Here is a 23,026-nt window from a genome sequence, read left to right on the forward strand (position 1 = left end):
GAGTAACGAGTTGCGAGTAACGAGTAACGAGTAACGATTCACACGCCGCCACAACGCCGTGGGCTGCCGCGACGAAACCGAGAACGGACGTTGACGGCTAAGTCAGATCAACCTCGATGATCCGACGAGCGTGCTGCTTCGCCGCAGAATCATCAGAACAGTCCGAGTCACCAGAGCCGACAGCTGACTTCTCGAATTCCTCGAGGAAACCCTCCAACGTTTCCACACGCGCATACTCCCAGCCGTAAGCCGCAGCGAGTCCGCCGAAATTTCGACCATGCGGAACGGTGAAATACCGCTCGAGATACCCGGCAAGATGATCCAGCGAGTGCTCAAGACCGGAGAAGATCGCCCCGCCGTCATCGTTGAGGACGACGATGACGACATCGCCTTCGTCCTCGGCGCTCGGAGTGAGCAGGCCACCAGCATCATGGAGCATGGCAACATCGCCGATGACCAACACGACTTGCTCATCAAGGGCAAGAGACAGCCCTGTCGCGGTGGAGACCAAGCCATCGATGCCGGCAAGCCCGCGGGAGGCGTGGATGTAGGCGTGGACATCGGTGGCTTCACTGAGGTAGCGAATCGTGTTGGAGCTGGCAGCGAACAAGTTGATCGGAGAATCGGCCAAGTGCATCGTGATCGAGCGCGCGACCGACTCGGTGCCGCAATCGGCCGAGCCACGGGTCAGGCGGCCCACGGCGACTATCTCGCGGCCCGCGGCAGTCCATTCCTCACACCATGCCGTCTGCTCAGCAGAGTTGCGATCAGCGTCGACGCTGACTGCGAGGTCCGCCGCGTCGACATCGTCCGGGAGTCGTTGGACGAGGACGTTCTTGTCAGCGAGAAGGGCCGCGACGGGACGAGTCAGGGTCGGCTTGCCGTGGACGAGGACTGTGCGAATTGCCGACCGCAGATCTGCACGCTCGGCGAGTACCCGCGCGTGGGCCGGCACGAATGTCGTCAGATCGCGGCCGCTCAGAGTCAGGGGGCTCGAGGGCTCAGACAGGACGGGCAGCGAGTGTTCCTCAGCCAGCGCCCGCAGCGAATCAGCCGATCGTCCCCCCGCGTCACCAGCGACGACCACCGTAGCCGAGGTGATCCGGATCGGGACCCCGCTCATGCCAGGACGGCTCAATTCTCTGCCGCTCGAGACTGTGCCCGGTTCGGCGCCAGGATTGGCGCTCGTGTCAGCGCGATTGCCGGCGCTGGCCGCGGCGATGTCTGCGGCCGCGGCTTTCCAGGTCGACAACTCGTCGACGCTCGGCACGAGTGGCACGTCGAACTGCACATTGAACTGGACCGGACCTGGCCCCGCACCGATCATCCCACCGGCAGGTCCCACGGACCGAGCAACCGCCTCGGCGATCAGGTGGTTCGCATCAGCACTTCCGGCTGGTACATCGAAGCGAGCGCGCACATCACTGAGGACGTGGGACTGATCGTCGATCGTCTGGTTCGCGCCAGTCCCCCGCAGACGAGCGGGCCGGTCAGCTGTGATCGCGATGAGCGGAAGGTGACCATAAGAGGCCTCGAGCACCGCCGGATGCAGGTTCGCCACGGCTGACCCCGACGTCGTCACCAGCGCAACCGCACCTGCGCCGTCCGACCCAGCCCGGTCCGACGCAGCCCGGTCCGACGCAGCCCGGCCCGACTCAGCACAGTCCGACTCAGCCCAGCCCGACGCAGCCCGCACCTGCAGCCCCCTGGCCAACCCCAACGCAAGGAACCCGGCATCACGCTCATCGATGCGCACATGCGTACGGATCACCCCCGCCTCGGCGAGGGGGGCGAGCGCATAGACCAACGGCGCCGACCGGGATCCGGGCGCGATAACGACTTCCGTAACTCCGGACGAGACCAACCCACAGGCAATCTGCTGCGCCACTGCGCTCGAATTCAACATCACTCAATATTCAACCACTAACCCACCTCCGGTTCACCTTGGCTCCCTACGCTTGACCCATGCGCCGATCGATCCTTCTCTCAGTTGGGGCGCGCGCCATCCGTTCTCTGACCGCTGCTCGCGCCTACCGCGGCCGCTTCCCGGCCCTCGACCAGAACAGTTCGTTCCTCGGCCCAGAGCCGCGTGGCAAGGAGGCCCGGAAGTGGCACACCAGAGACAAACGCAAACTCTCCGGCCGGTTACGCGAGTTCTTCGTCTACTCCCCCGCGCTCGGCCGCACCGTCGGAGTGCGCGTGCTGCTGCCTGGTATCCCGCAGGAGGTCAGCCCCGTCATTCACCTCTACCACGGCGGCGGTGACGACTTCCGGTCATGGACCGACTTCGGCTCAGCCGAAGAACTCACACTCAATTCCCCCTACCTCATCGTCATGCCAGACGGCGGTGCGGGAACGTATTCGCGTGTGGCCGTGGGAAGCAGAGTCCACGACTGGCCGACCTTTCACACCGTCGAGATCCCGGAGTTCCTGCGCAAGAACTTCTCCATCGACTTCTCACCGGAGAATCAGCTCCTCGCAGGCCTGTCGATGGGTGGCTACGGAGCGATGAAGTACGCGGCTTGGCACCCGGATCGCTACAGCAGCGCGGCGGCATTCTCCTCCCCGCTCGATCCGCTGACAGCGGTGCCGGCCTTCGACATCATCGCCATGCGCGAGGGCGCAAAGTCGATGACCCTGTTCGGCGATCCCGTCACGGACCGCAGCGAATGGATCGCGAACTCCCCCTATGAACTCGCCGAGAACCTCCGCGACCTGCACCTGTGGTTCAGCGCCGGATCGGGCATCCTCGAGGAGTCGAAGGACCGCGACCTGCTCGAGACAATGGTCAGCCAACAGGGCGAGCGCTTCTCCGCCCGCCTGAATGGCCTCGGCATCCGCCACTCCTGGTTCCCCCGCACCAGCGGCCTGCACAACTGGATCAGCTGGGAACGCGAACTCGGCGCCTGGCTGAAAACGCTCGAACGACGTAGGAACTACGGCAGCTCCAATGAAGTCGGCGCTGCACGGGTTCGCGAAGCAGAACGTGATCGCGAAGCAGAACGTGCACGTGACCTTGACGCGGGCATGGGCACAGGACCGGCCGCAAGACCAGGCGCACGACCAGGCGCAAGACCAGACCACCCCCGCCGAGGCGGTCGCCAGGTCGCCGACGGCGGCGAGTTCTCGTACCTGACAGGTCACGCGCTCTTCGACATCCACGGGTGGCGCGTGGAGATCTCACGCCGCCGAGCCCAGATCGTGCGGTTCGACGCAGTCAGTGCCAGCGGCTTCTCGCTGACGGGCACCGGCAGCTTCCGCGTGCGCACTCCTGGCCTGTTCGAACCAGGACGGAAATACGACATCACCGTCACCGGCCCAACCGGTCTCAACGAGTACCCACAGCGCGCGGATAAGAAGGGCCGACTGACATTCACTGGCCGCCTCGCCGCCGCAATGCACGACCCGATCATTCCCGGCAAACGCACACAGCACTTCACAACCCACGGACAAGCGGAGATCACCACGGTCGTCATCGCCGCAGCCGAGGACGACGATGTTGCGGAATCGGCACACAGCCTCAACGAGTCGCCGGAAGCCTACGGTTATAGTCGAAAACGCACCAGTCCTGCAGCGAAGGATCTGCCTTCACCGTGAACCACCGCCTGTGTTGATCACCGCCTGTGTGAACTACCGTCTATGTGAACCACCGTCTGTTTGAACGCTGACTTCGAGAGGTCAACCATGAAACGCGCACTCCCAGCCATCGCTCTCATCGCCGCCCTGAGCCTGTCCGCCTGTTCGGGGTCCGGCTCGAAATCTGATCAGAGCCAGGAGGGAGGCGATGACTCGGCATCCCAGGCCGCCGCAGAACAGACCTCACAGGCGAAGAAGCTCGACAAGGATCAGGTCAAGAAGATCATCGAATCCACCGATGCCGACGGCCAGAAATTCAAGACCATCGACACCGCGGCGGCGTCCGGCAGCGAAGCGCTCAAGGCCCTGGAAAGTTCCGAATTCGAACCCGCGAAGTGCAAGGACATGTCGATGTCCGCCCTCAACGCAAGCCAGGCGAGCAACGGCACCACCGCCACCGGTGTCTCCTCCGACAAGACGCTCACCGTCGCTCTCATCAGCCTCGCTAACGAGGCCGACGCAACCAAACAGCTGAAGAACTCGAGCACGATCACCGAAGAGTGCAGCAATGTGACCGTGAAGTCACAGGGCATCGAGATGAAGATGTCCTACAAGCCCTTCGACGCCACCGTTGACGGCGCCGATGAAACCGTGGGCATCAGCGCCAAGATCGATGCCGGAGGTCAGACAGTCCTCAGCACCGACACTGTCACAAGCCGAGTCGGCAATAACATCGTCACCGCTGCCAACGTCGCCGACACCAGCGACAAAGAGGTCGTGCCCAAGACCGCCGAGGCATTCGTCGAGGCCGTCAAGAACGCCGGCTGATCCTCGCCTCAAGTTTCAGACCTGATCCTCGCCCCAAGTTTCAGACCTGAGGCCGCAGGTGCGTCCAACACGCCTGCAGCCGGTCAGACCACCACGCGAATCGTCCCGGATCCACCGCCAGCGCCTCGAGGCGCTTCGGGTCCGGGACGATTCGCGTCACCGGAATCCGCCCATCGACCGGGCTCAGGCTCTTCTCCTCGGCCACGACATCCTCCCCAAAGAGCCGGGCCGTCCCCAGACCGCAGGCCGGATTCTCGCCGAGGATCTCGAGACTCCGGTCAGTCCGCGGCAGCGACGCCGCCAAGTGTGCACCGGCGGCCAGACCGACGGATGACTCCAGGGCCGAGGACACCACGGCCGGCAGGCCGCAGGCCTCGATGACCGAACGTGCGGCAGCGATCCCACCCAGCGGTTGAACCTTGACGATGACCACCTCGGCGGCTCCCAGCTCTGCCACGCGCAGCGGATCATCGGCCTTCCGGATCGATTCGTCGGCGGCGAGGACCACGGGCAGACCGCGCTCGGACAGTGCCTGCCGCAGCCGAGCCATGTCTTCAACGGCGGCCACAGGCTGTTCGAAGTACTGGAGATCGAAGTGCGCGAACTCCGCACACGCGGTCAGCGCCTCCGGCACCGAGTATCCGGCATTCGCATCGAGGCGAAGGGTGGCTGTCGGAAACAGTCGCCGAAACTCGCGGAGCCGTTCCAGGTCAGCCGGCAGCGAGTCGATGCCGTGCTCGGCGACCTTTGCCTTGACCGTGCCGACGGGACCGAACCGGGACAGGATTGCTTCGACCTCGGAGGTCGCACACGCCGGCAGGGTCGCGTTGATCGCGACGAAGCTCTCGCCGAGGTGGCCCGAAGCCTCCGCTCCCGGCACAGCAGCCGTGCCCGGGTGTGGGGGCAGATGCCCCGCGAACTCGAGCGCGGCGCGCAGCCAGCGCGACGACTCGGCAGTGCCGTACTCGGTGAACGGGGAGAACTCAGCCCACCCGTTAGGGCCTTCGAAGAGGAGGACCTCACGCTCGGTGATTCCGCGGAACCGTGTGACCATCGGCAGGCGAAGAACGTGGACTTCCTGAAGCAGGTCCATCATCGATTCGGGAAGTTCGGCGCTCGAAGGGTTCTCCGGGTTCGCAGACTTCTCCGCGTCCAAGCTCAGTTCAGTGTTGGCCATGTGCCCAGCCTAGCGCCGCCCTCTTCAGCTGCGCCGCATTCTTCAGCCGCGCCGTCCTCTCCGGCCGCGCCGCCGCAAGGGATAGGCTTGGAGCCATGACCGTTTCAGAAATCTTCGACCCCTCTCAGTGGCGCGACGTCTCCGGATTCGACTTCACCGACATCACCTACCATCGCGCGGTCAACCCCGACGGCACAGACCTCGGCTGCGTGCGCATCGCCTTCGACCGCCCAGACATCCGCAACGCCTTCCGCCCCCACACCGTCGACGAGCTCTACCGCGCCCTCGACCACGCCCGGCAGACCCCTGACGTGGGTGCAGTCCTGCTCACCGGCAACGGTCCCAGCTCCCGTGACGGCGGCTGGGCCTTCTGCTCCGGCGGCGACCAGCGCATCCGCGGCCGTTCGGGCTATCAGTACGCCTCCGGCGAGACCCAGGAGACAGTGGATCCCGCCCGCGCCGGCCGCCTCCACATCCTCGAGGTCCAGCGCCTCATCCGCACCATGCCCAAGATCGTCATCGCCGTCGTCCCCGGGTGGGCGGCAGGCGGCGGGCACAGCCTCCACGTCGTCTGCGACATGACCATCGCCTCCCGCCAGCATGCCAAATTCAAGCAGACAGATGCCGACGTAGGCTCCTATGATGCCGGCTATGGTTCCGCCTACCTCGCGAAGATGGTCGGGCAGAAGAAGGCTCGCGAGATCTTCTTCCTCGGCCGCACCTACTCGGCCCAGGACATGGCAGATATGGGCGCCGTCAATGAGGTCGTCGACCACGAACAGCTCGAAACCGCAGCACTGACGATGGCGAGGGAGATCCTCGGCAAGTCGCCCAACGCACAGCGGATGCTGAAGTTCGCCTTCAACCTTCTCGATGACGGACTGATGGGACAGCAGGTATTCGCCGGTGAGGCCACCCGCCTTGGCTACATGACCGACGAAGCCGTCGAAGGCCGCGACTCCTTCCTCGAGAAGCGCGACCCCGACTGGTCGCCGTTCCCTTGGTACTACTGAGTTGAAACCTGCTGAGTTGAGGCCTGCCGAGTTGAGGCCTGCCAAGTTGGCCGGGGCCCCGGAGATGACCGGTGCGGGTGAGGTGCACGCGGCAGATCTGCCCGCGGCGATCGATCGTGCCCTGTCCGGCCGGTCGATCCTCGTCCTGCCGCAGACCCGCGAAGGCTCCATCGCCGAGGTTTCCCCAAGCAGGTGGGCAGGTGACGGTCGCGTCCCGGCCCTGATTCTCTTCACCTCAGGTTCGACCGGGCAGGCCAAGGCCGTCGCCCTGTCCGCGGAGGCCCTGACCACCTCGGCGCGGGCGACCGAACAGTTCCTATCCGGGCCCGGCGACTGGCACCTGACCCTGCCGATCAACCACATCGCGGGGTTCCAGGTCGAACTCCGCGCCCGTCTCGCCGGTCGCGCACCCGTGCGCACCGCCTCGGCGAGGTTCACTGCCGATTCCTTCGCCGAGGAGGTCGCCGAGCTCCTCGAACGCGCGGGCGATCGCCCGACGTACGGTTCACTCGTGCCGACGCAGCTGCACCGCATCCTCGCCGATGAGAGCGCCACCAAGGCCGCTGCCGTGCTCGACGCGATCCTGCTGGGCGGGTCGGCGATCTCACCGTCCCTCCTCGAACGTGCTGCCGCCAACGGTCTGCACCTCGTGCGCACCTATGGAATGAGCGAAACCGCCGGCGGCTGTGTCTACGATGGCGTCCCGTTCGACGGAGTTGAGATCACGATCACCGATTCGGCGACGATCGACCTGCGCGGACCGGTCGTCGCCGACGCCTACGTTGAGTTCGCTGAAAACGGCGACATCTCCCCCGTCGACCATCCCGGTCTCGAGCGCACTATGGGTTCAGACGGGCACGTTTCGCGGACCATGCACACGAGCGATCTGGGCCGCCTCGACGATGGTGTGCTCACAGTGCTCGGGCGCAGCGACGACATCATCGTCTCTGGGGGAACCAATGTCTCGCCCCACGCCCTCGAGACCGGGCTGCTGCCGACGTGGCAGCACTACGGGGTCGCCGAGATGCTCGTGACCTGGTTGCCCGACGACGAATGGGGGAAGAAGATCGTCGCCCTCGTCAGACTTGAGGGTGGAGGTCTTGAGGGCGGAAGTCTTGCAGGCGGAGGTCTTGGGGCCCAGCCGGCTGAGGACGGTTCGTTCGGAGCTGGGACTCTTAGTGTGATGAGCAGCGAACCGCGAGAACTGGCGAGCTATCTGGCAGGACTCGATCACGGCATGCACGGTCAGCTCCTGCCGCAGCTCGTCTTCGTCGTCGACGAGATACCGAATCGTTCGATCGGGAAGCCCGACCGCAGGGCCGCCGCACGGCTGGCCGCTGAGCTATCGGGCTCTGGGTGTTCGGGCTCTGGGTGATCGGCCGAACAAGGCTCTGACCTGACCTCTGACCAGCATGAGTGAGACGAATACCCGATCAAGTGAACAATCGGTAATATGAGACGGTTCCAATTTTCGTGAGGAAGGTATCCGACCACCATGGCAAATGCCGCGCAGTGGATCTCCGGGGCCCGATTACGAACGCTGCCACTGGCTGTGGCTCCCGTTCTCATCGGCACCGGCGCCGCTATCGGCTCCGTCGGCGGATTCACCTCATTCATCATCGACGACTTCACGAACACCGAACAGCATCACTCCCTGCCGCAGATCCTGTGTCGGGCTCTGCTCGCCCTCATCGTCTCGCTCTGCCTGCAGATCGGTTCGAACTTCGCCAATGACTACTCTGACGGCATCCGCGGCACGGACGATGAGCGGGTCGGACCAGTACGACTGACTGCCACAGGCCTCGCCGAGCCGGCAACCGTCAAGCGTGCGGCGTTCCTCTTCTTCGGCATCGCCGCCGTCGTCGGGGTCATCCTCGTCCTCATCTCCCAAGCCTGGTGGTTCCTCGTCGTCGGAGCCGCAGCTGTGGCCGCAGCATGGTTCTACACCGGAGGTAAGAAGCCGTACGGATATATGGGCCTCGGAGAGGTGTTCGTCTTCATCTTCTTCGGCCTCATCGCCACTTTGGGAACCATGTGGATGCAGGTCGGCACCCTCACTCTCAGCGGCTGGGCCGGTGCCGTGGCCATCGGATCACTCGCCTCGGCGGTGCTCATGGTCAACAATCTCCGGGACATCCCGACAGATGTCGACGCGGGAAAGATCACGGTGGCCGTCCGCCTCGGCGATCATCGAGCACGCATTGCGTACGCAACCATGGTGCTCGCGCCGTTCGCTCTGCTGGCGCTCGCGATCCTCGATGGTCACCCGGCCGTCGCTTTGGCCATTCTTGCTCTCGTGCTCGCGCTCAACCCGCTGAAGACGGTGCTGCGCGGAACGACGGGGCCCGGCCTCATCCCGCCGATCAAATCGACAGGGCTGACCGGCCTCTGCTTCGCCGCCCTGATGGGACTCGGGCTGGCACTGTAGCGCCCAGGAGGTCAGCTCTCCTGGTCGTCGACGATCTGGTCCTCGACCGATTCGTCCATGCCCTTGCGCTTCGGGGTCTTCTGGCGCTTGGCCACCCGGCCCTCGATGTCGTCCGCGACCTTGGCCCTCAGATTGCCGAGGAACAGGTAGCTTAAGAGCGCACCGACGAGAATCGCCACCACGGCCATGACCAGAGTGAACCCGAGGAACGGCTGCAGAATCAGTCCGACCGCGACGATGATGCCGAGCCGAGCCAGTGTGTAGATCCAGAAGTTGCGCATTGCACCTATTTTAGTCTGTCCACTTGAGGATTTCGTCACCGGTCACCTGAGTCAGCGCTCAGGTTGGTGGACTATCCTGGGTGTATGGCTCGACTACTCATTGCTGCGATCGTTCTTGCCGCAGCGATCACGCTCTACGGACTCTTCGATTGCCTCTTGCGCGATCGTGGTCTGGTACGAGTCCTGCCCAAAGCAGTGTGGGCGATCATCATCCTCGTCATTCCGGTTCTCGGCTTCGTCCTCTGGTACATCTTCGGCCGTGGTTCTGAAGACAAACCCACTGCTGCTCCGCGTCGCCGCGGACCCAGCGCCCCCGATGACGACGACGCCTATCTGCGTAAGGTCGACCGAGACGTCAAGCTCGGCAAGCACGCACCAGAAGCACGCAATCCCAAGGACCCCGTTCCTGAGGCCGATGCCAATGGTGGTGCTGAGAAGTCCGACACAGCCGACGACTCCGACGAGTCTTCAGCCGACGACGCTCCTACAGCCGATACCGATGAGCACGGACCCGGCGGGTCCAGCGGCTCTCAGGGCGACGGCCGCGGCCACAGCAACTGACTGACTGGCTGACTGACTGGCTGGCTGACGGTCGATCCGCCTGACCGTCTGAACTCCACTTCACAGGGCCGTATGCGCTGGGTCCGTATTCAATTGGGCCCGAAGTCTGGGCCCGAAGTCTGGGCCCGTATTCACTGGGTCCGAAGGCGCGCGGATGCAGATTCTTCCGACGAACTGACTCATCCGGCTAAGGGTATTCGTGCAGCAGGTGAACCGGCGTGCTGGCGGACAGCTGAAACACGCATCCACCCGAGCCGCAGCTCAGCCGACTCAACGTCTGCAAACAGACTCACAGGCCGGACAGAGTGGCAGCCTGGCCGACTGGGTAGCCAGGCAGACAGCCCGGCCGACTGGGTAGCCAGGCAGACAGACAAACAGACTGACAGACAGGCCGACGGTCGCTTCAGCAGGCCAGCCTTGTTACCAGCTCAGTCGAGTCCGGAGTACGAGTGCAGTCCGTTGAAGTACATATTGACGACGGTGAAGTTGAAGATCACAGTCGCAATGCCGACGAGGTTGAGCACGGCAACCCTCGTCGGTCCCCAACCACGTGTGGCGCGGGCATGCAGGTACGCGGCGTAGATGACCCAGACGACGAACGTCCAGATCTCCTTGGAGTCCCAGCCCCAGTAGCGGCTCCAGGCCACCTCGGCCCAGATCGCGCCGGCGATGAGAGTGAACGTCCAAGTGATGAATCCGACCGCGGCGATCGTATAGGAGAACCGCTCCAAGTCGATGCTCGAGGGCATACGCCGCATGAACCGCAGCCACTTCGGATCCTTTGTCTCATGGGCGTTCTTGAGGATCTGGAACACAGCCAAGATTGCTGAGATGTAGAGCAGCGACGTCGACAGGATTGCGATCGGCACGTGGATGGCGATCCAGTACGAGTCGAGCGCCGGAATGAGCTTCGCAGCAGGTGTGTAGAAGACCGTGATGGCCAGCCCCAGACACAGGAGCACTCCCCCGGCAACAATGGTTCCCAGGTAGCGGATGTCCTTCTTCACGTTGACGATGAGGAAGACGACGACCGTAATCGCCGTAGCTGTGAGGACGTACTCCATCATGTTGCCCCACGGCACACGCATCACGGACAGGGCACGAGTGAGAACTGCGGCAATGTGCAGCAGCACCGCGAGGACGAGCAGCGAAGTGCCGATCCGAGCACCACGGCGCGGCTTGTTCTTCCCCGAACCGGTCGACGCATCCGCAGATGCATCGATCTCCGGCGGGTCGAGCAGCGCCGTCGCTGTCTTCCGATTGGTCCGTCGCACAGTTGAGGCCCGTGCAGCGCCCGAGGTGATTGCTTCGCTCTGTTTGAGCTCTCGCCCACCGAACAGGTCGAAGGCGTAGAAGATCATGGCGAACGCGTAGACGATCATCGCCGAAACGATGAGCTGGTTCGACCACATTGCGAGGTCAGTGTTGACGTCCATACATCCTCCGCACCAGCGGTGCTCTTCCGTTGCATTGTGTCACCGGCGCTGTGCCGCCGGTGTCGTGCTGTCAGCGCCGTGTCTTATGCGCTCCGCGGCAATTCTACTCCGCGTAGTAGCTATTGCCAGTCGTCTGGCCTCGAACGGCCGTTCGCTTCCTCGGCGTCTTGGCTGGCTCTGCCCGTGCGACGCCGATCCGGTCGCGCATCGGAAACCTTGTCACCGCTGGATGCCGTGTGTGTACGGGAGGTTCCGTCAGAGCTGGAATCAGCATCAGCCTCGGCGCCCAGGTCCTTTGCCAGGTCCTTGGCCGCGCGTTCGACCATCGGATCCTCGCCGCGGGCCAGAGCAGCGACCTCGACCTTGCCGTCATTGATGCGCACCCACATGCGTCGACGCGGGATGAACAGCGACAGCCCGAGGCCCAGCAGCACGCAGATCGCACTGACGAGCATGAGCCCCTGCGTCGGGTCCTGCGAGATGTCGACGGCGATGTAGCGCTTGACCCCTTCGAAGGTCACAGATCCGCCATTTGGCAGCTTCTGCGTCTCTCCCTGGGCCAGCTGGATAAGCAGCGGATTGCCCGAAGCATCGGTCATCTCCGTCATATTCGCCGCGTCAAGCGTGTACACCGACTGCGGGCTTCCCGAATCCAGCCCCAGGTCACCCGTGTACCCGCTCATCACGAGGTACGGGTTGCGCAGCTCGGCGAAGCTTGAGACCAGCTCGCCCTTCTCATTCTGGGTAGCTGTCGGCAGGAACACCCCGACGAAGCCCAGCTGCTCACCCGCGGCGTCCGGAACCTTGACGACACCCTCCGAGGTGTAGCCCGGGTCGCCGCCGTCGGGGATGAAGACCTGTGGTCCCGACTGCACGATCTGTCCCTTGGCGTCACGGACGGTGACCTCCGGGGCATAGCCGTTGCCCGTCAGATACACCCCGGTGCTGCCCACACGGACAGGGGAATTGACCTGGAGGACATGGCTCTCGCTCTTCCCATCCACGGTGGCCGTGACCTTCGCATCGAAGGTCCGCGGCTGCCCGAACTGGCTGCCAGGCGCCTGGTCGTCGAAGGTCGAGGTGAACTTGTCGAGCTTGAGTCGGAAGTCCGGGAGATTGTCCGGGTCATAGTAGGAGCCCGGTTCGAACGAGTCGTAGGACACCAGTGAGTTCGTGAACGTATCCCCTTCGACGAGGATCCGCTGCCCCGAATACCCGAACAGCGACCCGATCGCCATCGTCAGCGTGGCCACGAGCAGGGCGATGTGGAAGACGAGGTTGCCGGTCTCACGCAGATATCCGCGTTCGGCCGCGACATGATCCCCATGCCGGGAGGTGCGATACCCGAGCCGCTTCAGACGCGCCTGGGCTGCGTCGAGGAATTCCTCGGACTCCTGCGCCGAGGTGAACGCTTCGTATCCGGGCATCCGACCCAACCGCCTCGGCGCCTTGGGTGGGGCCGATCGCATGGCCTTCCAATGCTGGGCCGAGCGTGGGATCACACACCCGACGAGCGAGATCATCAGCAGCAGGTAGACGGACGAGAACCAGATCGACGAGTAGACGTCGAACATCTGGATGGTGTCGAGGAACTGCCCCCAGGCACCGTTGTTGTCCAGGAACTTGTTGACGCGGCCCGGATCCTGGATGCGCTGCGGCAGCAGGGAGCCCGGGATCGCGGCGAGAGCCAAAAAGAGGAGCAGAATGAGCGCCACGCGCATCGTCGTCAGCTGTCGCCAAGCCCACCGGCACATGCCGAAGAACCCCAGCTGAGGCTGAGTCACGTCTGCCTTGCCGGACTTGTCAGTCGGCGTCTTCTTCGCCACTAGATCACCACTTCAAATCCATAGATCAGACCCTGCAGAGAGGTCATCCAGATGTTCCACAGTCCCGACGCCATGACGACGCCGAGCAGAATGAGCATGATGCCGCCTGCGCGCACGATCGCCGTCTGATGCTTGCGCACCCAATTCAAGCGACCGGCGCCCTTGTGGATGGCCACTGCGAGCAGGATGAATGGGATGCCCAGCCCCAGGCAGTAGACAAAAGCCAGCAGCGCACCGCGCCAGATCGTTCCGTCACCGCCGAAGCTCACGGACATCGTCAGCACCGCCGACAGCGTCGGCCCGACGCACGGTGCCCAGCCGAGGGCGAAGGTGGCGCCGAGCACCGGCGCACCCCACAGCCCGGCCTTGGGACGGGCGCGGATGCGGTGCTCGTTCTGGAGCAGACCGAATCCGCCCATGAACACGAACCCGGCGATGATGACGACGACGCCGAGGATCCGAATGAGGACACTCTGCCACTGTGAGAACAGGGCCCCCAGGACCGAGAACCCGGTGCCCAGGAGAACGAAGACGACCGTGAAGCCGAGCACGAACAGGGAGATTCCGACGACGACCCGCCACGTCTCCTTCTCCTTGAGCGACGATCCGCTCAGTCCGGTCACATAGCCGACATAGCCGGGGACGAGCGGCAGCACGCACGGAGACACGAAGGACACGAGTCCGGCCAGTGCGGCCGCACCCGCGGCAAGGATCAGCGGCCCGTTGAGAACCGTCTGGGCGAAGTCCGCCCCGATCCCACTCACTCCGCCTGCACGTCCTCGATGAGTCCCTTCAAGGTCGATTCGTCGACCTCGCCGACGACACGGGCCGCGGCCCGGCCCTTGGCATCGAGGACGACGGTCGACGGCGTAGCCTGCGGCGGCAGGACTCCGGAGAGCAGGGCCACCATGTCGCCGCTGCTGTCGAGCATATTCGGGTACGGGATCTGGTAGTTCGAGATGAAGGCGTTCGCCGCGGCCTTCTGGTCACGGACGTTGACGCCGAGGAACTGGACATCGTCGCCGAACTCCTCGGCCAGCGCCTTCAGCCCCGGCGCTTCCTTCCGGCACGGCGGGCAAGCCGCGTACCAGAGGTTGATGACGACCGTGGTGGGGCGGATGTCGGCCAGCGACATCTTCTTCCCGTCGATCGTCGTGAAGTCGAGCTCCAGCGGATCACCGCGCTTGTCCTCAGCCACCTGCGACACCACGCCAGACCCGGAGACGTAGCCCTGGTCGGAGCCGGCCTGGTCGGCCAGCTTGTCGTTCTCGCTGCACGCGCTGAGGACGAATGCCGTGCCAGCGACCAGTCCGGTTAGGACCGCACGCCGATTCATCGGATGGTGCCCGCTGGTCTGGTCGTGCAGGTCGTGCAGGTCGTGCTGGTCGCGTTGGTTGCGCTGGTTGTGCAGAGGGTCCTGGGTGTGGCGGTTCAGCCGATCACGGCGGCGACTCATGCCCCTGCCACCGCTTGTCCGGGCTGCAGATCTGCGCAGATGCTCTCGTAACTCACGGATACCAGTGTGGACGAATCGAATGTGAAACTCGTGATAGAAGCCAGGTCACACTCGCGCTTTCGGGGGTCGTGGACGAGTCCGCGGCCCTCCCCCGCCAGTCGCGCCATCCAGATCGGCAGCTGATGGGAGACGATGACGCCCTCGGCATCGGGCCCATGCCCGACGAGCTTCGCGCGCAGGCTCGCCATAGCCGCCTGCATCCGCAGAACGATCTGGCGGTAGGGCTCGCCCCACGACGGGATGAGCGGGTTGTACAGTCGCACCAGGTTGCGCGGCTCAGCGAGCCTGCGCGCATTGAGCCTCTGCCCCTCGAAGGAGTTCGCGGCCTCGATCACGCGGTCATCGGTGAAGACCGGACGGTCGAGTGCCTCGTGCAGCGGGGTGATTGTCTGCTGCGCCCGCAGCAGCGGCGACGCCACGAGTTCGACGGGTTGTGTCGCGGCCGTGGCGAAGTGCTCGCCGACGCGTCGGGCCATCTCATGCCCACGCTCGGTCAGCCCGAAGTTGGGCAGTCGACCGTAGAGGATGCCCTCAGGGTTGTCGACCTCGCCGTGGCGGACCAGGTGGATCGTGGTCATGAGTTCGCTCCCTGCCCGCCGGAGGCTGCACCGGCCTTGCCGGACGCTGCAGCGGCGGCCTTAGCCGCTGCCGGCAGCGCCGCGACGATGCGTTCGAGGATCTCGTCGGTGTGCGCATAGGAGAGGAACCAGGATTCGAATGCGCTCGGCGGCATGTGGATGCCCTGATCGAGCATCGCGTTGAAGAACGCCGAGTACTGGTCCACGTTCTGGCTGCGCGCATCGTCGTAGTTCACGACCTCGCGGTCGGTGAAGAAGACCGAGAACATCGAATTCGCCGACTGGATCGTATGCGCAACACCTTCGGCCTCCAGGCTCGCAGCGACGGCCGGGCGCAGGATGTCCGCTGCCCGACCGATGTGCGAGTACACGTCGAGTTCGGTCGTGAGCTTCAGCGTTGCCAGGCCGGCGGCCGTGGCGACCGGATTGCCCGAGAGTGTTCCTGCCTGGTAGACGGGACCGGAGGGCGCCAGATGGGCCATGACGTCGGCGCGGCCGCCGAAGGCTGCGGCCGGGAATCCGCCGCCCATGACCTTGCCGAAGGTGAACAGGTCGGCGGGACCTTCGGGGTAGCCCAGCGTCTCTGATTCGTAGCCGTACCAACCAGCGGCAGAGACTCGGAACCCGGTCATCACCTCGTCGCTGATCATGAGTGCGCCGTTCGCCTTGGTCAGGCGGCGGATGGTGTTGGTGAAGCCGTCACGCGGGGGCACGATGCCCATGTTTCCGGGGCTCGCCTCGGTGATGACGCAGGCGATCTCATCGCCGTGCTCAGCGAAGACCTGCTCCAGGGCCGCCGCATCGTTGTAGGCCACGACGATCGTGTCCTGCGCCTGAGCGCCGGTGACGCCGGGGGTGTCCGGAAGAGAGAACGTGGCCAGACCGGACCCGGCCTGGGCCAGGAGCGAATCGACGTGTCCGTGGTAGCAACCGGCGAACTTCACGATCTTCGCCCGTCCCGTGTAGCCACGAGCCAGACGGATCGCGCTCATGGTCGCCTCGGTGCCAGAGGACACGAGCCGCACCTGGTCGACAGGGTCGACGCGGGAGACGATCTCCTCGGCGAGTTCGACCTCACCGGTCGACGGGGTGCCGAAGGAGAATCCCTTGACTGCGGCTTCCTGCACGGCGGCGACCACCTCGGGGCGGGAGTGGCCCATGATCATGGGCCCCCACGAGCCGATGAGGTCGATGTAGTCGTTGCCGTCGACGTCGCGCAGCCACGCTCCGGTCGCCGAGGTGATGAAGCGCGGGGTGCCGCCGACGGCCTTGAACGCGCGCACCGGCGAATTCACGCCGCCCGGGATCACGTGCTCAGCGCGGTCGAAGAGCGCAGCCGACTCCGCGGTGACAATCTTCGCGGTGGGAGTTGTCACGGTGGGAGTCGATGCGGTGGGAGTCGTCGCAGATTCTGAATTCGCCTGATCGCTCATGTGTTCTCCTGAAGTCGTCGGTGGTATCGGTGTCGGTGGGTCAGCAGGTCGGGTCGGCACCGACATCGCGCATGTGTCCGCTGACCTTCTCGAAGATGCGGCCCAGGGTCGCCATTTCCTCAGGCTCGAGCAGGTCGACGAGGTGGTCGCGGACTCCGGAGACATGTGTGGGGGCGGCCGCGGTCAGCAGCGTCCATCCGGCGTCGGTCATGACACAGTTCACGCCGCGACCGTCCTCGGGGATCGCCGAGCGTTCGAGAAGGCCCCTCTTCTCCATCCGAGCCACACAGTGCGTCAGACGCGAGCGCGACATCGTCGTATCAGAGGCGAGCAGGGCCATCCGCATCATCCGGTCATCGTGCTCACTCAGTCGCACGAGGATCTCATATTCGGGCATGCCGATCCCGTGCTTCTCACGCAGCTCCTTGTCGAGCTGGGCGGCCAAGAGCTGATGACCAGTGAGGTAGTTCCGCCAGGCCTTCTGGTCGACGGTGCTCAGCCAGCGCGGCTCACTCATGCCCGCGCTCCGTTCGCGCCGCCGCTGCCCTGGTCGTTCGCGCCGCCGGCGTGTGTCCGGGCCGCGGCTTCGCCGTTGAGGCGCTGGGCGACCTCGGTGGCCCAGTAGGTCAGTATGGCGTCGGCGCCCGCGCGCTTGAACGCGATGAGCGACTCGTCGATCGCGCGCTCGCGTTCGATGGCACCGGCGGCGGCCGCGAATTCGATCATCGCATACTCCCCCGACACCTGGTACGTCCATACAGGCACCGGCGAATCGCAGGCCACCTCGGCGAGGACGTCGAGATACGGCAGGCCGGGCTTGACCATGACCACGTCGGCACCCTCAGCCAGGTCGAGGTCGAGCTCGCGCATAGCCTCGCGGCCATTCGCCGGATCCTGCTGGTAGCTCTTGCGGTCGCCCTTGAGCTCCGAGTCCACAGCCTCGCGGAAGGGCCCGTAGAACGCCGAGGCATACTTCGCGGTGTAGCCCATGATGACGACGTCGGTGAACCCGGCAGCGTCGAGCGCTTCACGGCAGTACTCGACCTGTCCGTCCATCATGCCCGAGAGTCCGAGCACGTGCGCTCCGGCCTCGGCCTGGGCCAGCGCCATCGACGCGTAGCGGTCAAGAGTGGCATCGTTGTCGACTCCACCATCCGAGTCGAGAACTCCGCAGTGTCCGTGGGAGGTGAATTCGTCGAGGCACAGGTCGGCCATGACCACGGTCGAGTCGCCGAACTCGTCACGCAGCAGCTTGAGACCTCTGTTGAGGATGCCCTCGGGAGCGTCTGCCTGGGAGCCGATCTCGTCCTTATGCTCGGGGATGCCGAAAAGCATGAGTCCCCCGACCCCAGCGGCCACAGCGTCCCGAGCCGCCTCCAGCAGAGAGTCCAGTGTGTGCTGGACGACGCCCGGCATGCCGGCCAACGGCACCGGCTCGCTCAGCGTCTCCTTGACGAACATGGGCAGGATGAGATCGGCAGGATGCAGCCTGACCTCGGACACGAGACGACGCAACGCCGGCGTGGTCCGCAGACGACGGGGGCGAACGGTTCCAGGGACCAATGACATATCAGGCCTTCTTTCTGCGGCGTTTCTGGCTGGGACGGGTCGGGGTGATCCCGGCCGCCACATCATCCTTACGTTGGGCCAGGGCGAATTCGACCAAACCGTCGATGAGTGAGGTGAGGTTGGCTTCCTCGGCGAGCACGTCGACGCGCAGTCCGTGCTCGGCTGCGGTGTTCGCGGTCGCCGGTCCGATGCAGCAGATCACCGAGGTAGGTGCCGGCTTTCCGGCGATTCCGACGAGGTTGCGCACCGTCGACGAGGATGTGAACAAGAACGCGTCGAAGTCGCCGGCCTTGATGGCCTCGCGGATCGGCGCAGGCGGCGGAGAGGCGCGGACGGTCCGGTAGGCCGTGACGTCATCGGGGTCCCAGCCCTTCTCGAGCAGTCCCGCCACGAGGACCTCTGTGGCGATGTCGGCACGCGGCAGCAGCACCGTGTTCATCGGGTCGATGTCGTCGACGTAGTCCGGCCAGGCCGCGGCGAGGCCGCGAGCCGAATGCTCACCATCGGGAACGAGGTCGGGGGTGATGCCCCAGTCGAGCAGCGATGCAGCGGTGCGACCGCCGACGGCCGCGACCTTGACACCGGAGAGTGATCGGGAGTCGAGGCCGAAGTCCTCGAACCACATGCGCACGGCGCGCACCGCGTTGACCGAGGTGAAGCCGACCCATTCGTAGGAGCCGTCGACGAGGCCGCGAATGGCCTTCTCCATCTGCGTCGGGGTGCGCGGGGGCTGCACGGCGATCGTCGGCACGACCGTGCCGACAGCACCCAACTCACCGAGCGCCTCGGCGGTGGAAGTGCCCTGTTCCTTCGTCCGCGGGATGAGGACCTGCCAGCCGAAGAGCGGTTTGGACTCGAACCAGCTGAGCTCACCCCGGGATTCCACACCTTGTCCCATGATGACCACCATACGATCTCCTCCGGACTGCGCCATCGCCAGCGCCTGCCGCAGCGTCGTTTCGACGCTCGCCTGATCGGTCGTGGAGATGCCCCATCCCAGGAGCACCTTCGTGTCTTCGTCCCAGCCGTCGTCGAGCAGTGCTCTGATCGCCTGCTCGTGGTCGGACGGGGCGCCTGTGAGCACATGGGTGGTGTTGCGGTGCAGGGAGACGTCGACGTGGGTCTGCGGTCCTGCCTCGATGAAGCGGACCGAACGGACCCGGTTCGTCGTCAGCGCGGTGCCGGTGAACGCCGAGGTGGCAGCGGAGAGTCCGACGCCCGGAACGATCTCGACGTCGACGTCGGCCTTGCGGCACACAGCAGCCTCGGCGGTCGTCGGGGTGAAGATGATTCCGTCGTCGGAGCTTAGCCGCACGACGGTCTTGTCGGGGCGAGCGAGCTCGGCGAGCTTGCGACCACGAGTCGAGGCGGTTGCCCCCAGCTGAGCCGCGTCGATGAGCTCGGCGGCCTGCGGGACGTAGGCGGTGACGATCTCCTGGTGCACGTGGGTGTCATAGACGACGAGTTCGGCGTTCGCGAGGATGTCGGCACCGCGCATCGTCATCAGACCTGCCTCGCCAGGACCGCTGCCGATGAACACGACGCGGGGTGAGACCGGCAGGAGTCTGCGCGGCTGAACCCGACCGGTCGTCGGGGAGTCGGGAGTCGTCATACCTGCTCCTGGGCCTTGACCGGGGTGAGGTGATCCGCCGAGGCGGTGGGATCGATTCCGAGCTGCATGAGCAGGTCCTCGGCAGCTGCGGTACCGAGCTCGTCGGCGACGCGAGCGAGTTCCTTCCCGGCGATCGACAGCTGGTTCTCGTTGGCCGAGGCCAGATCGACGTCGGGCACCATCGGCAGCTCAGCGCTCAGATGGGTCCGTGCGAGGTTGCCGTCGTCGTCGGCCATGACTGCGTCGACGACGAAGCGGTCACCCTGGATCGTGGCAAGAGCACCGATCGGTGCCGAGCATCCGGCCTCTGCCCGGGACAGGATCGCACGTTCACAGGTGACCGCGAGGTCAGTCGTCTCGTCGTGGAGCCGGCGCAGGGCAGCGCGGACCTCGGCGTCATCGGCCATGACCGTCTCGTCGAGGGCGTAGGGGCTGTCGGCACCGCGAGTCTCGATGGCCAGCGCTCCCTGTCCGGGTGCCGGCAACATCGTGTCGAAATCGAGGGAATCGGTGGCTTCGGCCAGGCGGCCGATGCGGCGAACTCCGGCAGCCGCGAGGACGACGGCGTCAAGGCGTCCGTCGCGCACATGGGCGATGCGGGTGTCGACGTTGCCCCGGACTCCGCGAACCTCGATGTCGGGGCGGGCGGCGCGCAGCTGGACTGCTCGCCTGGGTGATCCGGTGCCGACGACCGAGCCTGCGGGCAGGTCGGCGAGGCTGAGCCCGTCACGTCCGATGAGAACGTCGGCAGGATCGACGCGGGGCGGGATGGCCGCCATCTGGATGCCCGCCTCGGGGGTGGTGGGCAGGTCCTTGAGGGAGTGCACGGCGATATCGATCTTGCCCTGGTGCAGCGCCTGACGGACTGCGGAGACGAAGACTCCGGTACCGCCGAATCCGGTCAGGGGCGACATATTGACGTCGCCTTCGGTGACGACCTCGACGATCTCGATGCGCCACCCGGTCAGCGCGGCCAACTGGTGGGCGATGGCCGTGGACTGGGAGCGTGCAAGCTGCGACCGGCGGGTGCCCAAACGGATGGTGCGGCCCGTGAAGCGCTCGGGCTCGACGACGTCGAGGGTGTGGTCGGCGACCGGGCGGATGCCGTCGGCTTCGACATGGTTCGAGCTCGAGGCCGTGGCGACCTTCGTCTCGGGTTTCGCAATCGAGTGGGCGACCTTGTTCGTCGGCAGGTCGAAGAGCTGCATGAGCGCCTGAGCGTAGTCGACGTCCGAATCGGTCACGGACAGTTCCTTGACCTTGACGGTCGGCGTGTGGATGAGCTTCTCGGCCACACGGTGCAGAGACTTGCGGATCTCGCCGAAGGCCTTCTCGTCGACACCGTCGCCGAGCTTCTTCTCCAGACGCGCGGTCTCGGCGGCGAGGACGTCCTTGGCATGTGTCCGCAGGGCCGTGACCGTCGGGGCGACAGCACGTTCCTTGTTGCCGGACTCGATCTTGGCCAGTTCTTCGTCGATGATCGCGCGGACTGATTCGACGGTCTCGACGACCGCGGTATCGCGCTGGTTGTCCGAACTCGTGAGCATGGTCCTGATCTCACCGAGGCCGAAGAGTGCGACGTGTTCGAACTCGCGCACGGACGGATCGATGTCGTGAGGCAGGGCGAGGTCGACGAATGCCTTGTTGGCGGCGCCCTTGGAGTTCTGCGAGAGCCCGGCGACGATGTCGTCGCGGGTCACCACGACGGCACGGGCGCCGGTGCAGGAGATGATCAGGTCCGCGTCGGCGATCTCTTCGGCCAGGATCCGCGAGGTGAGTTCGCGGGCTCGTCCGCCCACCTCGGCGACGAGGCGCTCGGCTTTGTCCAGGGTGCGGTTGAGCACCGTGATGTGGGCGACGCCTTCCTTGTGGAGTCCGGAGACGACGAGGCCTGACATCGCGCCCGCGCCGATGACAAGTGCGTTCGCGGCGCGCAGTGAGCCGATGTGCGCTGCCGATGCTTCCAGCGCCGCACTGAAGAGCGAACGCGCGACCTCGTCGAGCCCGGTCTCCGAGTGAGCGCGCTTACCCACGCGCAGACTCTGCTGCAGAGCGTGCGAGAGGTCGGAGGTCAGGGCTCCGGCAGAGAGTGACTCGGTGAAGGTCGAGCGCAGCTGACCGAGGATCTGGGCTTCGCCGATCGCCATCGAGTCGAGGCCGCAGGCCACCTTGAGCATGTGCGACATGGCTTGGGAATCGTAGTGGGCGTAGAAATGCCCGGCGATGTCCTGCCATTCCTTGTCGATCGAAGACACGAGTGCATTGCCGAGATCGGCGAGTCCGCCGTGGAAGGCTGTGACGTCGGCGATGAGCTCGAGGCGGTTGCACGTCGAGAGAACCGCAAGGCCTTCGACGTTGTCACCGGCGAGAGCATCGTCGCGCAGGGCTCCGACCTCTCCGGCCCCGAAGGCGAGTGCGTCCAACATGTCGATCGGGGCCGACTGATGGGAAATGCCGAGAACCAAGAGAGTCAATTCCTGTGCTCCTCAAAACCTGGATTGAGCGGTGCCGAATCGAGCGCCGAATAGTATGCAAGTACTTGCAGCTCACTGGCCAGATCGACTTGGTGCACGCGGACGGAGTCCGGGGCGTCGAGCACGGTGGGTGCGAAGTTCAGGATTCCGCGCACGCCTGCCTCAGCGGCGAGATGTGCCGCCGCGGGCGCGGCGTTGGCGGGAACTGCCATGACCACGAGGTCGATATTCTCGGGCCAGGTGGACAGTTCGGTGAGGTCGGAGACCGGCAACGACCCGATCATCGTTCCGATCTTGGCCTCATCGGTATCGAAGATTGCGGTGAGTCTGAGTCCGCGTCGTTTGAATCCGGCGTAGTCGGCCAGGGCTGAGCCCAAGCGTCCGGCGCCGATGATGGCCACGGTGCGCGCCCGGTCGAGACCGAGGAACGTACGCAGCGTGGAAGCCAGGTCCTGGCACGAATAGCCGACTCCGCGTCGGCCAGATCGTCCCAGTTGAGACAGGTCTTTGCGTAGCACTGACGAAGACACACCGCTGCGGGCCGCCAACGCCTCCGAGGAGATCGTCGACTGGCCGGTCGCAGCAATCGTCTCAATCGTCTGCAGATAAATCGGGAGTCGGGAGATGACGCGTTCGGGGACGTCCTTGCGAACGACACCCTCTATACCGTTGGCGGACAGAATCTCGCCCACTTAAACGTGTCACTCCTTCAATCGAT

The 23,026-nt window shown here is 65.0% G+C and carries 20 protein-coding genes; 6 read left to right on the plus strand and 14 right to left on the minus strand.

From position 1 onward, the window contains the following. Window positions 1-97: 97 nt before the first annotated feature. Window positions 98-1,906 (minus strand): thiamine pyrophosphate-binding protein, encoded by a 1,809-nt coding sequence (locus tag MPN20_RS01140; protein ID WP_242778377.1) that lies wholly within the window; start codon window positions 1,904-1,906, stop codon window positions 98-100. 59 nt (window positions 1,907-1,965) lie between these two features. Between MPN20_RS01140 and MPN20_RS01145 the strand changes: the two genes are divergently transcribed. Together MPN20_RS01145 and MPN20_RS01150 are read left to right on the plus strand one after the other, a co-directional pair. Next, window positions 1,966-3,597, plus strand: coding sequence for an alpha/beta hydrolase family protein (locus tag MPN20_RS01145; RefSeq protein WP_242778380.1), 1,632 nt, complete (start codon window positions 1,966-1,968; stop codon window positions 3,595-3,597). Window positions 3,598-3,684: 87 nt separating this feature from the next. Continuing rightward, entirely contained in the window at window positions 3,685-4,404 is a 720-nt protein-coding gene (locus MPN20_RS01150; protein ID WP_242778382.1) for a hypothetical protein, read from the plus strand. A gap of 40 nt (window positions 4,405-4,444) precedes the next feature. Here MPN20_RS01150 and MPN20_RS01155 read toward each other — a convergent pair whose 3' ends face one another. Further along, window positions 4,445-5,581, minus strand: a complete 1,137-nt coding sequence (locus MPN20_RS01155) for an o-succinylbenzoate synthase (protein WP_242778385.1) — start codon at window positions 5,579-5,581, stop codon at window positions 4,445-4,447. 95 nt (window positions 5,582-5,676) lie between these two features. Between MPN20_RS01155 and MPN20_RS01160 the strand changes: the two genes are divergently transcribed. The 3 genes from MPN20_RS01160 to MPN20_RS01170 all read left to right on the plus strand — a co-directional run bounded on the left by MPN20_RS01160 (window position 5,677) and on the right by MPN20_RS01170 (window position 9,022). Beyond that, on the plus strand, window positions 5,677-6,594 hold the full coding sequence (locus MPN20_RS01160) for a 1,4-dihydroxy-2-naphthoyl-CoA synthase (protein WP_242778388.1): 918 nt from the start codon (window positions 5,677-5,679) through the stop codon (window positions 6,592-6,594). Window positions 6,595-6,625: 31 nt separating this feature from the next. Continuing rightward, window positions 6,626-7,969 carry an AMP-binding protein gene (locus MPN20_RS01165; RefSeq protein WP_242778391.1) on the plus strand — a complete coding sequence of 448 codons (1,344 nt, stop codon included), beginning with the start codon at window positions 6,626-6,628 and terminating at the stop codon, window positions 7,967-7,969. Window positions 7,970-8,089: 120 nt separating this feature from the next. After that, window positions 8,090-9,022, plus strand: a complete 933-nt coding sequence (locus tag MPN20_RS01170; RefSeq protein ID WP_242778394.1) for a 1,4-dihydroxy-2-naphthoate polyprenyltransferase — start codon at window positions 8,090-8,092, stop codon at window positions 9,020-9,022. Between the two features lie 11 nt (window positions 9,023-9,033). Here the strand turns inward: MPN20_RS01170 and MPN20_RS01175 are convergent, their stop codons facing one another. Next, window positions 9,034-9,303, minus strand: coding sequence for a DUF4229 domain-containing protein (locus tag MPN20_RS01175; RefSeq protein ID WP_242778397.1), 270 nt, complete (start codon window positions 9,301-9,303; stop codon window positions 9,034-9,036). A gap of 84 nt (window positions 9,304-9,387) precedes the next feature. Between MPN20_RS01175 and MPN20_RS01180 the strand changes: the two genes are divergently transcribed. Continuing rightward, window positions 9,388-9,864 (plus strand): PLD nuclease N-terminal domain-containing protein, encoded by a 477-nt coding sequence (locus MPN20_RS01180; RefSeq protein ID WP_242778400.1) that lies wholly within the window; start codon window positions 9,388-9,390, stop codon window positions 9,862-9,864. A gap of 428 nt (window positions 9,865-10,292) precedes the next feature. Here the strand turns inward: MPN20_RS01180 and ccsB are convergent, their stop codons facing one another. The 11 genes from ccsB to MPN20_RS01235 form a co-directional block, all read right to left on the minus strand. Next, window positions 10,293-11,300, minus strand: a complete 1,008-nt coding sequence (gene ccsB, locus MPN20_RS01185; protein WP_242778402.1) for a c-type cytochrome biogenesis protein CcsB — start codon at window positions 11,298-11,300, stop codon at window positions 10,293-10,295. 119 nt (window positions 11,301-11,419) lie between these two features. Continuing rightward, entirely contained in the window at window positions 11,420-13,126 is a 1,707-nt protein-coding gene (locus MPN20_RS01190) for a cytochrome c biogenesis protein ResB (RefSeq protein ID WP_242778405.1), read from the minus strand. Continuing rightward, window positions 13,126-13,881: a cytochrome c biogenesis protein CcdA gene (locus MPN20_RS01195; protein WP_242778666.1), complete on the minus strand. Its 756-nt coding sequence runs from the start codon at window positions 13,879-13,881 to the stop codon at window positions 13,126-13,128. Before MPN20_RS01195 ends, MPN20_RS01190 begins: the two co-directional genes overlap by 1 nt. A gap of 5 nt (window positions 13,882-13,886) precedes the next feature. Further along, the gene (locus MPN20_RS01200) at window positions 13,887-14,462 is read right to left on the minus strand and encodes a TlpA disulfide reductase family protein (RefSeq protein WP_242778669.1); all 576 of its coding nucleotides are present in this window, start codon (window positions 14,460-14,462) and stop codon (window positions 13,887-13,889) included. A gap of 116 nt (window positions 14,463-14,578) precedes the next feature. Beyond that, a complete protein-coding gene (locus MPN20_RS01205; RefSeq protein WP_242778408.1) occupies window positions 14,579-15,220 on the minus strand; it encodes a histidine phosphatase family protein in 642 nt (213 codons plus the stop codon). Beyond that, a complete protein-coding gene (hemL, locus tag MPN20_RS01210; protein ID WP_242778411.1) occupies window positions 15,217-16,653 on the minus strand; it encodes a glutamate-1-semialdehyde 2,1-aminomutase in 1,437 nt (478 codons plus the stop codon). The genes MPN20_RS01205 and hemL overlap by 4 nt, the downstream gene beginning before the upstream one ends. A 40-nt stretch (window positions 16,654-16,693) precedes the next feature. Then, window positions 16,694-17,170, minus strand: a complete 477-nt coding sequence (locus tag MPN20_RS01215) for a MarR family winged helix-turn-helix transcriptional regulator (RefSeq protein WP_242778414.1) — start codon at window positions 17,168-17,170, stop codon at window positions 16,694-16,696. Continuing rightward, entirely contained in the window at window positions 17,167-18,222 is a 1,056-nt protein-coding gene (gene hemB, locus MPN20_RS01220; protein ID WP_242778417.1) for a porphobilinogen synthase, read from the minus strand. The genes MPN20_RS01215 and hemB overlap by 4 nt, the downstream gene beginning before the upstream one ends. A 1-nt stretch (window position 18,223) precedes the next feature. After that, window positions 18,224-19,834: a uroporphyrinogen-III synthase gene (locus MPN20_RS01225; RefSeq protein ID WP_242778419.1), complete on the minus strand. Its 1,611-nt coding sequence runs from the start codon at window positions 19,832-19,834 to the stop codon at window positions 18,224-18,226. After that, window positions 19,831-22,308, minus strand: coding sequence for a glutamyl-tRNA reductase (gene hemA, locus MPN20_RS01230; protein WP_242778422.1), 2,478 nt, complete (start codon window positions 22,306-22,308; stop codon window positions 19,831-19,833). The genes MPN20_RS01225 and hemA overlap by 4 nt, the downstream gene beginning before the upstream one ends. Then, a complete protein-coding gene (locus tag MPN20_RS01235) occupies window positions 22,305-23,000 on the minus strand; it encodes a redox-sensing transcriptional repressor Rex (protein WP_242778425.1) in 696 nt (231 codons plus the stop codon). The genes hemA and MPN20_RS01235 overlap by 4 nt, the downstream gene beginning before the upstream one ends. Window positions 23,001-23,026 lie beyond the last annotated feature (26 nt).

This window comes from Brevibacterium sp. ZH18 (genome assembly GCF_022748595.1).
Lineage (GTDB): Bacteria > Actinomycetota > Actinomycetes > Actinomycetales > Brevibacteriaceae > Brevibacterium.

Excerpts from the sequence above, each read along its gene's own strand:
- MPN20_RS01140 (WP_242778377.1), bottom strand. The coding sequence starts at position 1,906 with ATGTTGAATTCGAGCGCAGTGGCGCAGCAGATTGCCTGTGGGTTGGTC.
- MPN20_RS01145 (WP_242778380.1), top strand. The coding sequence starts at position 1,966 with ATGCGCCGATCGATCCTTCTCTCAGTTGGGGCGCGCGCCATCCGTTCT.
- MPN20_RS01150 (WP_242778382.1), top strand. The coding sequence starts at position 3,685 with ATGAAACGCGCACTCCCAGCCATCGCTCTCATCGCCGCCCTGAGCCTG.
- MPN20_RS01155 (WP_242778385.1), bottom strand. The coding sequence starts at position 5,581 with ATGGCCAACACTGAACTGAGCTTGGACGCGGAGAAGTCTGCGAACCCG.
- MPN20_RS01160 (WP_242778388.1), top strand. The coding sequence starts at position 5,677 with ATGACCGTTTCAGAAATCTTCGACCCCTCTCAGTGGCGCGACGTCTCC.
- MPN20_RS01170 (WP_242778394.1), top strand. The coding sequence starts at position 8,090 with ATGGCAAATGCCGCGCAGTGGATCTCCGGGGCCCGATTACGAACGCTG.
- MPN20_RS01175 (WP_242778397.1), bottom strand. The coding sequence starts at position 9,303 with ATGCGCAACTTCTGGATCTACACACTGGCTCGGCTCGGCATCATCGTC.
- MPN20_RS01180 (WP_242778400.1), top strand. The coding sequence starts at position 9,388 with ATGGCTCGACTACTCATTGCTGCGATCGTTCTTGCCGCAGCGATCACG.
- ccsB (WP_242778402.1), bottom strand. The coding sequence starts at position 11,300 with ATGGACGTCAACACTGACCTCGCAATGTGGTCGAACCAGCTCATCGTT.
- MPN20_RS01200 (WP_242778669.1), bottom strand. The coding sequence starts at position 14,462 with ATGAATCGGCGTGCGGTCCTAACCGGACTGGTCGCTGGCACGGCATTC.
- MPN20_RS01205 (WP_242778408.1), bottom strand. The coding sequence starts at position 15,220 with ATGACCACGATCCACCTGGTCCGCCACGGCGAGGTCGACAACCCTGAG.
- hemL (WP_242778411.1), bottom strand. The coding sequence starts at position 16,653 with ATGAGCGATCAGGCGAATTCAGAATCTGCGACGACTCCCACCGCATCG.
- MPN20_RS01215 (WP_242778414.1), bottom strand. The coding sequence starts at position 17,170 with ATGAGTGAGCCGCGCTGGCTGAGCACCGTCGACCAGAAGGCCTGGCGG.
- hemB (WP_242778417.1), bottom strand. The coding sequence starts at position 18,222 with ATGTCATTGGTCCCTGGAACCGTTCGCCCCCGTCGTCTGCGGACCACG.
- MPN20_RS01225 (WP_242778419.1), bottom strand. The coding sequence starts at position 19,834 with ATGACGACTCCCGACTCCCCGACGACCGGTCGGGTTCAGCCGCGCAGA.